General features: G+C 70.4%; 10 protein-coding genes. 6 read left to right on the top strand and 4 right to left on the bottom strand.

Annotated elements, in window-relative coordinates; translation table 11 throughout:
* The first annotated feature begins 180 nt into the window (after positions 1–180).
* From ACTWPT_RS07590 to ACTWPT_RS07580, 3 genes are all read left to right on the top strand, one after another.
* A complete protein-coding gene (locus ACTWPT_RS07590; protein WP_443176525.1) occupies positions 181–1,407 on the top strand; it encodes a hypothetical protein in 1,227 nt (408 codons plus the stop codon).
* A gap of 8 nt (positions 1,408–1,415) precedes the next feature.
* Positions 1,416–1,640 (top strand): hypothetical protein, encoded by a 225-nt coding sequence (locus ACTWPT_RS07585; RefSeq protein WP_443176524.1) that lies wholly within the window; start codon positions 1,416–1,418, stop codon positions 1,638–1,640.
* Positions 1,641–1,811: 171 nt separating this feature from the next.
* Positions 1,812–1,997: a hypothetical protein gene (locus tag ACTWPT_RS07580; RefSeq protein ID WP_443176523.1), complete on the top strand. Its 186-nt coding sequence runs from the start codon at positions 1,812–1,814 to the stop codon at positions 1,995–1,997.
* Here the strand turns inward: ACTWPT_RS07580 and ACTWPT_RS07575 are convergent.
* Positions 1,985–2,644, bottom strand: coding sequence for a DUF998 domain-containing protein (locus tag ACTWPT_RS07575; protein WP_443176522.1), 660 nt, complete (start codon positions 2,642–2,644; stop codon positions 1,985–1,987). The two genes, ACTWPT_RS07580 and ACTWPT_RS07575, sit on opposite strands and share 13 nt — an antisense overlap.
* 136 nt (positions 2,645–2,780) lie before the next feature.
* On the opposite strand from ACTWPT_RS07575, the gene ACTWPT_RS07570 reads away from it, so the two are divergent.
* Together ACTWPT_RS07570 and ACTWPT_RS07565 are read left to right on the top strand one after the other, a co-directional pair.
* Positions 2,781–3,305: an RNA polymerase sigma factor gene (locus tag ACTWPT_RS07570; protein WP_443176521.1), complete on the top strand. Its 525-nt coding sequence runs from the start codon at positions 2,781–2,783 to the stop codon at positions 3,303–3,305.
* Positions 3,302–3,787, top strand: a complete 486-nt coding sequence (locus ACTWPT_RS07565) for a hypothetical protein (RefSeq protein WP_443176520.1) — start codon at positions 3,302–3,304, stop codon at positions 3,785–3,787. Before ACTWPT_RS07570 ends, ACTWPT_RS07565 begins: the two co-directional genes overlap by 4 nt.
* Before the next feature lie 189 nt (positions 3,788–3,976).
* Here the strand turns inward: ACTWPT_RS07565 and ACTWPT_RS07560 are convergent, their stop codons facing one another.
* On the bottom strand, positions 3,977–5,743 hold the full coding sequence (locus tag ACTWPT_RS07560; protein ID WP_443176519.1) for an ABC transporter ATP-binding protein: 1,767 nt from the start codon (positions 5,741–5,743) through the stop codon (positions 3,977–3,979).
* On the bottom strand, positions 5,740–7,422 hold the full coding sequence (locus ACTWPT_RS07555) for an ABC transporter ATP-binding protein (RefSeq protein ID WP_443176518.1): 1,683 nt from the start codon (positions 7,420–7,422) through the stop codon (positions 5,740–5,742). Before ACTWPT_RS07555 ends, ACTWPT_RS07560 begins: the two co-directional genes overlap by 4 nt.
* 167 nt (positions 7,423–7,589) lie before the next feature.
* Here ACTWPT_RS07555 and ACTWPT_RS07550 point away from each other — a divergent pair, with 167 nt between their 5' ends.
* Positions 7,590–10,397, top strand: coding sequence for a SpoIIE family protein phosphatase (locus ACTWPT_RS07550; RefSeq protein ID WP_443176517.1), 2,808 nt, complete (start codon positions 7,590–7,592; stop codon positions 10,395–10,397).
* Positions 10,398–10,885: 488 nt separating this feature from the next.
* Here the strand turns inward: ACTWPT_RS07550 and ACTWPT_RS07545 are convergent, their stop codons facing one another.
* Positions 10,886–11,908: a BtrH N-terminal domain-containing protein gene (locus tag ACTWPT_RS07545; RefSeq protein ID WP_443176516.1), complete on the bottom strand. Its 1,023-nt coding sequence runs from the start codon at positions 11,906–11,908 to the stop codon at positions 10,886–10,888.
* Between the last annotated feature and the right edge of the window lie 44 nt (positions 11,909–11,952).

Raw genomic sequence — 11,952 nt, 5'->3', positions numbered from 1 at the left:
GGTCCTGGTCGAGGTCCTCTTCGGCGACCGCATTCTCGAATTCACCTACCGAGGTACGACCACCGGCGGCGGCATCATCGGTAGCCCCGGCTGCCTGGCCCCAGCCTTCGAGTCCTCCGTCGCGCAGTCAGCCGTCGTGCGGCTGGCCAAGACCTTCGTCTCCGACCTCAAGTAGCTGTGATGCGAACTCCCCTCATCCTCCTGCTCGCGACCACACTGGCCGCCTGCACCGTCACTCCCCCGGCGGCGGCCCCCACCCCCACCGCGGCGACCGTCAGCCCGACCCCCACTCCCGTCATCCCCGACCAGCTTCGCCCCATCACCGGGGCCCAGGTCTGCGCGGCCGTCCCCAAGACACTCCGGGTGTCCCTGGTCTCCGGCGACACGCTCAGCGACGAGATCGACTGGAGCAACAATGTCGCGAGCGCCACCCAGGTCTGGGGGAATTGCGAATGGTACTCTGGCGCCTCTCGCTCGCTGCGCGTAACCGTCCAGGCCTACGGCACTGTCACCCAGACCGCGACCGACCACGCCAAGCAGGAGTTCGACAAGAGCAAGGCGGAGGACGCGAAACTGGCCGAGAAGCCGGACGTCCTCGGCTGGACATACACCACTCCCGTGGCAGCGGATCACGGCGACGCCGCGTACAGCCTGACGGGGACCACGATCGGCCAGTCCGACCGGTCCGGCTCTCGCTACGTCCATATGCACATCCGGCAGGGGCCCTGGCTGATCTCGATCAGATACCGAGGCGAAGAGCGCAACGACAAATTACCCTCCGAAGCCGAGCTTCGCCGCGGCGCGAACCAGGTCGCCGAGGTCTTCACCGCGGAAATGGCCAAGGATCCCAGCACCGTTGTCCCCAGTGACAGCGGCTTGTGCGGGGCCATCTCCGCCGCCGACGTCACCTCGGCCTTCTTCCCCTCCGTCGCGGAAGTGGGTAGCAGCGGCGACGCTGACGACACCACCTGCACCTGGCAAATCCGCGACAGGGTCTGGCAGACAGCCGAGGTCGTGCAGACAGTCGGCTACTGCGGCCTCGGAGTCATCCAACTTGAGGACATGGCCCCTCGCTGCGGAGATCTGCGCATCTACGTCGACAACCTCGGAGACCGCGACCACCGGAATCGTAAGACCCTGTTCGACAACGAGGCCGAAGCCTACGCCAAGAGCGCGCCCGTCAAGCACCTCACCGGCCTCGGGGACCGAGCGTTCGCCGTCGCCGACCGAGTCCACGTCCTGGCTGGCGAGTACCTCATCCAGTTCACCTACGACGGCACGAACACCGGCGGCGGCATCCGCGACGCCCCCGGCTATAAGGAGCCGGACCTCGACGAGGCCGCCCTCCGTAAGTCCCTCATCCGGATTGCCACGATCTTCGTGTCCGGCTTGTCCGCCCACGAATGAGGTATCCGATGCCACGCCCACAGCTCTTCGCCCCACTCGCCGAGCGGACCCATCGCGGTGTTGAGCGTGTGGCCGAAGTCGGTGAGCAAGTGCTCCATCGCCCATGCTGCATCATCGACAACGCGGGTGGCTTCCACGGGTGGGTGGCTGTGGAGGCGTCGCTCAACCAGACGTCACCGAGCCAGGGCACCTCGGCCGATGGCATCGGGGTCTTCGAGCTCAGCGAGTTCTGACCTTCATCGGTTTGGGCGCGGGCCTGCTGACATCGCATGAGGTGTGACTGTCGGCCGGCAGCGGTTTTGTGACACAGGTGGCCGGATGCTGAAACGGCGTGACAGGGCGGGGCGTGGCGAGCCGCGGTCGCCGTCTATCTGATCGCGCTCGTCACGCCGTTCATCCAGGTGATGGCGAGCTACCCGCTTCATGTGGTGAGGTGCGGTGGGCTGCCCGTTGTCGCGACGGACTTCGCCGCGGCGATGAGCTATCAAGTCCCTGGCGGCTCCAACTACTCGGTGACGCCGCTGGATGGGTCGTTCTTCTGTACGGAGGCGGAGGCCACGGCTGCCGGCTACCACCGCTACGACTTCTGACTGCCCGCGGTTTCCCGGCGCAGCCGTACCGCCAGGAGTGAAGCCCACCCCCAGCCAACCAAGGCCAGGAGGCGAAGCAGGAGGCTCAGGGGTTGTGGGTTCTCGCCGCGCTCTGACAGCACGCCGGAAAGCACATAGATCGTGAGCAGCGCCACCCCGGTGACGGCGCAGGAGACCGCCCATCGCCGCTCGCCCAGTGCGGCGAACCGCCGGGTGAACACGAAGCAGGCCGCGATCAGCGAGATCAACACGATGAAGAAGCCGGCGCCGTGCAGCACGTGGCTCACGCTGACGTCGGTGGGCACTCCGGTCGGCGCCCCCTGTGGATAGCCCCAGCCGGGGGAGGTGCGGAAGAGCCCCGCGGTGATCAGGCCGGTTCCGAAGGCGCCGATCAGCAGCGGTCCCCACGTCCTGCCGCGGCCGGGATGTAGCACGCGCCGCATCCCGACTGCGGACGCGACATACAGCAGTCCGGTGATGACGAAATTGGCGATCTGGATCCATCCCAGGTCGCCCAGGCTCAGCAGGCTGAGCGGCTGCCGCCGGGGGTCGAAGCCGGGACGCGTGTAGTCCTGGATCAGAACCAGAACGATGAACAGCGGGCCGGCGACAGCACCGCATGCCAGTAAGGCTCTCGTCAGTCGCATCCTCCACCTACCTCCTTAGCATCGCTAAGGCCATGGTGTCTTAGCACTGCTAAGCTGTCAATCGACGGCCCAGGCGCCGGACACCGTGAACCTCATCGGCTTCTCGCCCGACTGTGCAGGGTGACGGGAGGACGAGATGACCGATGAGCTGCTGGTGGTACGCGCCCAACTGGGTGAGCGGGCGGCGGTGGCCGAGCTGGTGGCACGCTGGCGGGCGCCGTTGTGGACGTACGTACGGCGCATGCTGGATGCCGAGCGGGCCGACGACGTGACCCAGGAGGTCTGGCTGGCCGTGGTCCGTGGGCTGCCCCGGCTGCGGGAGCCCGGCCGGTTCGCGCCCTGGCTGTTCACGATCGCCCGCCGATCGGTGACCGACCGCCTGCGCAGCGAGTACACCAGGGAAGAGGAAGGGCTCGCGCAGGGCGACGTGGCCGTCGACGACCCGGTCGAGGCCCTGGTGGAACGCGCCGAGCTGGTGAGCGCCCTGTCGGCGCTGCCGGTGCTGGAGCGGGAGATCCTCGTCCTGTTCTACCTGGAGGACCTGTCGGTGGAGGACTGCGCGCAGATCTGCCGGGTCCCCGTCGGCACGGTCAAGTCCCGGCTCAACCGAGCCCGTCGGTTCTTGCGTGAGCATCTGGAGGAGAAGGGGTATCGGCCATGACCGAGGAAGAGCCGCGCCTGTCGGCGGAAGAGATGATCGAGCGGCTGGAGCCGTCGCTGTCGCTGCGGAGACGGATTCGGGCGGTGGCGGCGCTGGTGGCCGGGCTGGCCGGCACGGTGTTCGTGTCGGCGCTGTGGTGGAGCGAGCCTGGGCCGCTGCCTGGCCGTACCCATCTGGCGTTCGCGCTGTTCACCGTCTTCTGCCTGGCGTGGGCCGGCTACGGGGGGTGGCTGCTGACGCGGCGGGTGCCGCTGTTCGCCACCGACCGGGTGATCGCGGGCTGGATCGGCCTGGTGGCCTCCACCGTCACGACCGCGGTCCTGGCCGTTGTCGCCGAGCAGCGGGGCGCCGGGCTGGAGCTTGCGCTGGGGGTCGGGGGGCTGTTCGTTGCGGTGGCGCTGGTGCTGGTCGTACGGGCCCATGCCCGGCGCGCTGCGCTGCTGCGCCGCCTGCGCGAACTGACTGGCCAAGAGGAGGCGTGAACGGGCGGCCTACGCCACACCAAGTGGCAAGGCGCAAGCGTCGGCCTTCTTCGAGCGTGGGGCCAAGGGCTACTCTCCTACGGCCGCGGGGGCGCTCGAGGGCATGGAGTTGCACGCGAGCGCCTGGCCGAACCCGGACCTCTTACGCTCCACCACGCGTAGCGACCAAGGATCGCCGGCCTCGATTCGTCAGAAGTAATGAGAAGAACCCGCCCGGTCCCCCTGCCATGACCGCCACAGCGCCGCGTACGTCCCCTCGGCCGCCACCAGCTCCTCATGCCCGCCGAGCTCCACCACCCGCCCCTCCTCCATGACGGCAACCCGATCCGCATCACGAGCCGTCTGCAGCCGATGCGCGATGGCGATCACCGTCCGCCCTTCCAGAACGGCGGCCATCGCCCGCTCCGTGTGCCGCGCCGTCCGCGGATCCAGCAGCGCCGTCGCCTCGTCCAGCACCAACGTGTGCGGATCGGCCAGCACCACCCGCGCGAGGGCCAGCTGCTGAGCCTGGGCCCCGTCCACCCGGTACCCCGTGGCCCCCACCTCCGTGTCGAGTCCGTCCGGCAACGCGTCGACCCACTCCAACGCCCCTACGGCGGCGAGCGCCGCCCGCAGGTCGTCGTCGCCGGCCGAGGGAGCCGCGATCAGCAGGTTGTCGCGTAGCGTGCCGAGGAACACATGGTGCTCCTGGCTGACGAGGACGATCCGCCGCCGCAGTTCCGCGGGGTCCACGTCACTGATCGGGACGCGGCCCACTGTCACCGACCCGGTCCGCGGCTGGTCGATGCCCGCAAGCAGCCGGCCCAGCGTCGTCTTCCCGGCGCCCGACGCCCCGACGATCGCGAGCCGCTCCCCGGGCCGCACCACCAGGTCGACCCCGTGCAGCACATCACCGCCGCCGCCTTCGTAGGCGTACCGCACCCCCGCCACCTCGATCAGGTCGCCGTCAGGCTCCCGGCGATCTCCTGAAGAGGCCGCCGACGGCACGAGTACGAGCCCTTCGACCCGGGCGAAGGAGGCGCCGCTGCTCTGTAGTTGCTCGATCCGCAGCAGGACGGTGTCCAGCGGCTGGTAGAGCTGCCGCAGGTACAGCGCCGCGGCGACCACCGCGCCCAGGCTCATCAGCCCCTGCTCGTGCAGCACCGCCCCGACCAGCAGCACGCCCACCACGGGGATGCTGTACGAGACGTCCACGATCGGAAAGAGCACGCTACGCAGGAACAACGTCCGCAGCCGGGTGCGCCGGCACGTGGCGATCGCGTCCTGGCAGACTGCGATCCGCCGCTCCTGCAGCCCAAGCGCCTCCACCGTGCGAGCCCCCACGGCGGTGGCCGCCAGCTGCTCGGCGAGCGCCGAGTTGGCCTCCCCTTCAGCCAGGTACGCGGTCAGCGCCCGCCGCAGATACCACCGGACCGCGAACCAGATTCCCAGCAGCCCCACCACCCCGACCACGCCGAGCAGCGGGTCGAGCACGAAGACCGCCCCCATGATGAACAACGCCTGCACCCCGGCGATCAGCACGTCGGGTCCGGCGTCGCGCACGGTCGTGCCGACCATCGCGACGTCGGTGGTGCCGCGGGTGGTCAGGTCGCCCGTGCCGGCCCGCTCGATCACCGAGGCCGGTACGGCGAGCGCCCGGTCGGCGACCTCCTCCCGAACGCGCGCTAGCGTCCGCTCCCCGAACCGATGCCCGACATAGCTGGCATATCGCGCGAGAAGGAGCTGGACCAGCGCGAAGACCAGGATCCCGAACGCCAGCCGATCCACCGCACCGACCGCACCACCGGCCTTGACCACATCGATGATGCGGCCCAGCAACCACGGCCCGACCAGCCCCGCCCCGGCGGCCAGCGCATTGAGGGCGATCATGGCGGCGAAGGCCCGGCCGTCCCGCCGGATCAGCCGCAGCATGGCGCGGCGTACCTGGGACGGCTCGGCCACCGGCAGGGCCCTCATGAGGCCGCCATCCCGCGCGACACCAGGAGCCGGTAGCCAGGCTGCTCGGCCAGGAGGTCCTGATGGCTGCCGGTCGCCGCGACGACCCCGTCCTCCAGGTAGTAGACGGTGTCCGCCTGGTCGAGCACGAGCGGCGACGTGCTGGTGACGACCGTGGTACGCCCCGAGCGCGCGGCACGCAGCCGGCCCGCGATCGCCGCCTCCGTGTGCGCGTCCACCGCCGAGGTGGGCTCGACGGCCAGCAGGGTTTCCGGATCGGCCAGCAGCGCCCGCGCCAGGCGTACCCGCTGCCGCTGGCCGCCCGACAGGTTGCGGGCCTGCGGATCGATGGCCGAGTCGAGTCCGTCCGGCAGCCCACGCACGATGTCCTGGGCCACGGCCGCGTGCAGGGCCCGCTCGATGGCCTCGTCGTCCGGATCGCCCCTGCCGGAGACGACGTCGCGCAGCGTGCCGGCGAACAGGTCCGCCTCGTTGTCGGCGACCAGGATCCGCTCGCGTACCCGTGTCAGATCGATCTCGTCGAGGCGGATCCCGTCCCACGTCGCGGCCGCCTCGGCGAACCGGCCGAGGCGGTCGACCACCGCCGCCGATTCCGCCGGCCGGGAGCTGACGAGCGCGGTCAGCTTTCCTGGCGCGATCTCGACTCCGGACTCCGGATCGCGCAGCGTCGCCGCTCCCGATGGCGCGCCGACGTCCCCACGGGGCACCGGCGTCAGGGAGAGGAACTGGACGACGCGGCGGGCGGCGACGAGTCCGCGGCTGAGATCGAACCCGCCCTCGATGAAGAACGAGACCGGCACCACCAGCACGGCCGTGTACCCGTAGACCGCCACCAGCTCGCCCACCGTGAGGTCGCCCTGGGCGGTCATCCGCGCCGCCAGCCACGTCACGGCCCCGATGAACAGGGTGGGCAGTCCGACGCCGAGTGCCTGGATCCAGCTCGTCACCGCCCCGACCCGATAGCCCTCCACCTGGAGTTCCTGGGAGCCGCGCCGGTAGCGCTCGGCGTACAAGTCCTTGCCGCCGAGGCCGTTGAGCACGCGCAGCCCTCCGGCGATGTCCACGAAGCGGGCGGCGAGCGCGCTCTGCCGCGTCCGGTACGTCGTCTCGGCCGTGCGGAGCCGCCCCAGCAGCGGCCCGGCCAGCACCACGAGCAGCGGTACGCCGGCCAGCACCACCACGGCGAGCAGCGGCGAGACGGTCAGCAGGAGCACGGCCACGACGATGTACGCCAGGACGGCGCCGACACCCGGGCCGGTGATGGTCAGCGTCTGGGCGATCACGGTGACGTCGGCGAACCCGATCGTGACGACTTCACCTGCCGTGACCTTACGCGACAGAGCGGCGCCGAGGCGGGTCGCCTGTAAGACCACGGCCTCGACGGTGGTGAAGGCGGCGTGCATGCGCACCCTGGTCATCGTGCGGTGCCGCATGATGCCGAGCCAGGCGTTCACCACCCCCACGCCTAACAGCGCGGCCGCCCACCCCGCCAGCGTGGGCCAGCGCCCGGGCGTCAGCCCGTCGTCGATGGCGCGTGACAGCAGATATGGCGGCAACGTCAGCCCCACCATCCACGTGCTCCCCAGCACTGCCCCGGCGACGGCCCGGCCACGCTGGATGCGGACCAGCCACCACAGATACCGTCCTGCGCTACGAAAGTCCGGTTTGCCCGCTTCCATGATCCGCAGTCTAGTGATCGGCCCTCCGGCTCTCGCGGACAGGGTGGTGTCCCCACCTGGTGATTGACAACTGTTCGCTACTATGAGAAAGGGGCTGATGTTTCGCACGTGTCATCATCGGCGCGAGCACCGCAATCCATCTGTCACGACGCACAGGGGGCGAAGGGATGGCGATAGACGACGCCTTCGCCGCCGTGTCGGAAGAGGAACGGCTGCGGATTCTCGCCGCCGCGTGCGCCGGCCTCAGCGACATGGAAGTCCTGCAGTACGCGCTGGACCAAGCGGTCGCCGACCTGCACGCGCTGAGCGGCATGGTGCATTGGCGCGGTTCCACGAGCAGCCAGGAACTGCGCCTGATGGTCGCCTCCGGGCTGCCTCCGACGGACCTGTCGACGCGTGGGGACATCCGCTACGCGATCTCCCGCGCGCTGGACGACAGGGTGCTGACGTTCACACCCGTCACGCTCGTTACCGGCGGAGCCCACACCGTGATGCTGACGGCGGTCCCGCTGGGCGGCACCTCCGACAGCTCGCTCGGCGTCCTGTCCGTGCTGACCGATGGGCCGGTCCAACCGCCGAGCGAGCGGAGGGCGTTCCTCCAAGCGCTGGCCTCCTGGGTGGCCGCCCGATGCGGCACCCCTGAGCCGGGCACAGGCTCGGCCCGCATGCGGCAGGCCGGCCCCCTCGAGCAGTCGATGCTGGCGGTCAAGGTCGGATCCTGGGAGTGGGACATCCGAACGGGCGAGCTGCACTGGGACGACCCCGCGCTGAGGGTGATGGGCATCGACCGCGGCACCACACCGCACACCATCGACTCGTGGGCGAACCTCGTGGACCCGCAGGACCTGCCCAGGGTGCTGGCCGCGATTGAGGAGGCCGTTCGCAGCAAGAGCCTGTACGAGATCGGCTACCGCGCCCGCCGGCCCGGCGGCACCACCGGCTGGATGCACTCGCGCGGCCGCCTGATCCTGGACGACGACGGCGAGCCGGTGCGCATGATCGGCACGATCTGGGACGCGTCCGAGAACCATCTCGCCCAGGAGTCGGCCGCCCGCGCGCTGCAGTACATGAGCGACGCCTTCCTCATGGTGGACGGCGAATGGCGGATCCTCTTCGCCAATCTCGACGCCGAACGCCTCCTGGGATCCACCGACCTGCACGGCCAGGGGTTGTGGCACCTGCCCGCAGGCGACCTGCCCGACCTCCGGGCCCGCTGCCTGCAAGCCGCCGCCGACCGCATGCCCGCCAGCTTCGACATGCAGTGGCCGACCGACCAGCGGTGGTACCACGTACGGCTGGTGCCGGTGCCGGACGGCCTGACGCTCTACTTCGCCGACGTCACCGAGAAGCGCATCCGCGACGCGGAACGTGCGGCCGCCGAGCGCGCCACCGCCGAGCGGGCCGCCTGGACTCAGGAGCTGACCCGTACGCTCGGCGAGGCAGTGAGCGCCCAAGACGTGGTGCGGGTCATCACCGAGCGGGTCCTGCCGTCCTTCGCCGCCACAGGACTGCTGATCGTCACGGTGGAGCACGATCGCCTGCACATCGTCGGATCCGTCGGCCATCCTCCCGGCTTTCTCCGCCGGATCGAGCAGCACACGTTCGCCGACCCTTCCGTCCTCACCGACGTGCTCCAGACCGGTGTGCCGGCCTTCATCGAAAGTCGTGACCAGTGTATGGAGACCGACCTTCTCGAGGCCGACTCGGGCATGAATGCCTGGGCGCTGCTCCCGCTCCTGGTTCCCGGGCACCCCGGCGGCTGCTGCGTGATCTCCTTCGAGCGCCCGCACCGGTTCACCGGCGAGGAGCCCACGCTGCTCACCGCGCTGAGCGGGCTGATCGCCCAGGCCCTGGCCAGGGCCCGCATGTACGACGTGGAGCATGCGCGCGCCGAGGAACTGCAGCGTCTGCTTGTCCCACACGACCTGCCGTCGCTGCCCGGCATCACGGTGGCGGTCCGCTACCTGGCGGCCGGCGGCCCGGAGATCGGCGGAGCCTGGTACGACGTCATCCCCCTGTCCGCGGAGCGGGTGGCCCTCGTCATCGGCGACGTCAAAGGGCACGGCGTGCCCCAAGCCGCCACCATCGGACGCCTGCGTACGGCCGCGCGTACCCTCGCGGGCCTCGAGCTGCCGCCAGACGATCTCCTCGCCCACCTCAACGACCTCGCTAAAGAGCTCGGCGACCCTCTCCACGTCACCTGCCTGTACGCCGTGTACGACCCCACCAGCGGCGACTGCGCCCTGGTCAGCGCCGGGCATCCACCGCCCGCCGTCGTCCACCCCGACGGCACCGTCGAGGTCCTGGACATCTCGCCCGACCCGCGGCTCGGCACCGCGGAGCCGCCCTTCCGCACGGTCGAGCTGCGCCTGCCCAAGGGCGCGCTCTTCGTGCTCTACACCGACGATCTGATCGAGTCCACGACCCGGAACATGGGCGACGGCATGGCCCAGCTCACCAGGCTCCTGACCGGTGCCCTTCCTCGGTCCCGCAGCGACCTGGATCGCCTGTGCGACGCCGTCATCCGCGGCCTGCGGCCCGTACGGCAACCGGCCAGCGACGGCGCCGCCCTGCTCATCGCCTGCACCGACCGGCTGGCACCCGAGGACGTCGGCTCCTGGTCCTTGCCCGAGAATCCGATCGCGGCCGGCCAGGCCCGCGAGCATGTGCGGGAGCAACTCGCCGGCTGGCACCTGGACGACCTGGTGCCGACCACCGAACTGGTGGCCAGCGAACTGGTCGCCAACGTCATCCGCCACGCCAAGGGACCGATCCGGCTCCGCCTGCTCCGCAGCCGCACCCTCGTGTGCGAGGTCTCCGACGGCAGCCAGACCACACCCAGGATCCGCCGTGCCGCCGAGACCGACGAAGGCGGTCGTGGGCTGCAACTCGTCGCCGCCGTCTCCCAGCGCTGGGGGACCCGCTTCACCGCCGACGGCAAATGCATCTGGGCCGAACAGGCCCTGCCTGCCTAGCTTGGCTCAGAGGGCGATGGACCGAGGTCGCGGACGGCCGTGGCGAAGTCTCGGATCAGGCTGGTCTCGGTGGCGGTGCGCCAGATGAGCGCCCAGTGGGCCAGGGGAGCGTCGCGGATGGCACGTAGATGTGGTCGGGCCGGGCGTAGTAGCGGATGGAGTGGGCGAAACATGGTGAGACGGCCTCGCCGTTCGCGATGAGGGAATCATTTCGGCGGAGGTGGCGACGATGGGTCCGACCTGGATCAGGCGTCCGCGGGGCGCGGACGGTGCGGTCGAGGCCGGGCGGCCGAACGCGGACTGCCCGCCGGAACTGCAGGCGGTGGCAGGCAGGGCGAGGACGGCGAGCACGACGAGTAACGGACGGATGGTCATGACAGGTCTCCGGGGGTGTGATTGCCCCGAAGTACGCGGTCGCCGTTTGCCCGGGTTCAGCCCTCGGTCTGAGCGATAACGAGAAGGTTGGCTACGCGGGCCGGCGAACGTAGTCAGACCTGCCGCAACGCCTCCACGCCGCTCTCCTCGAGGCGTACCGCCTCCGTTACCACCTCGGCCAGCTCGGTGAACGGCTGTCCGTCGGCGGCGGCCGAGGCCACCCGCGACCACTGCTCGCCTGCCTCCCGGTAGACGGCTGCGGCCTCGGCGTGCCCGGTCTCGGCCAGGAAGTCGGCGTAGAGCGGCCGGGTGGCGCCGGGCGTGGTGTACTCGACCTCCAGGCAGTCCCGCAGCCGGTCGAGCGCCGGGCCGGGATTGTCCCCGAACCGGCGGGTCCAGCCCTGCTTGCCGGTGGTGTCGGCGAGCTGCGCGGCCAGCTTGCGCATGCCCGACAGCCCGAAGTTGACGTCGAAGTTGTTGCCCAGGACGGGACCGGTCAGCTTGGCGGCGGTGTCCCTGATCGCGCCGGCCACGTCGGGCTCCCCGCTCGCCTGCCCCGTGATCTCGATGAGCTGGTGCTTGGACTTCTTGATCTCCGACCAGGCCGCCATGAAGTCGGCCAGCGGCAGCTCGCCCGGCTCGTCGTCGTGCACGTGCACGGTGTCGCCGATGATGCCGGTCACCGCGACGTCGACCGGGTCGGGGAACGGCAGGTCCGGCCGCCAGGGCAGCTGGAACCGGCCGACCTGGCAGATCGGCTGCCGCCCGGCGTCGAGCGCGGCGCGCAGGTGGCGTTCGGCGACCTTGGGGGAGCCGGTCTGGCGGCTCTCGTACGGGATGCCGGCCCGATCCAGGGCGCGCGAGATCATCGGCTCGGGGTGCGCCTGGGCCACGATCGTGAGCATCGGGGCGTAGCCGGCGTACTCGAAGACGAAGTACATGAACCCGATGCCGCCGCCGAGCCCCAGCAGCATGGCCTCGGAGTAGCCGCCGCCCAGCACACGCCACAGCAGCGCCGACTCGTGGTGGTGACGCTCGGCGCGGGCGGTGACGTGGCGGTGGGCGGTGGTGTAGGACTCGCCGGTCTTGGCCATGCGCTCGCGTACGCGGCGCTTGAGGTGCTTGTGATCGGTCATGATCGCTCCCGAGGCGGTCCCGCGCGAAGGACCCACGCTCCGGC

Origin of the sequence: Nonomuraea sp. 3N208 (assembly GCF_052245935.1) — a bacterium.
Lineage (GTDB): Bacteria > Actinomycetota > Actinomycetes > Streptosporangiales > Streptosporangiaceae > Nonomuraea.
This window is presented reverse-complemented; position numbering and strand designations above follow the sequence as displayed.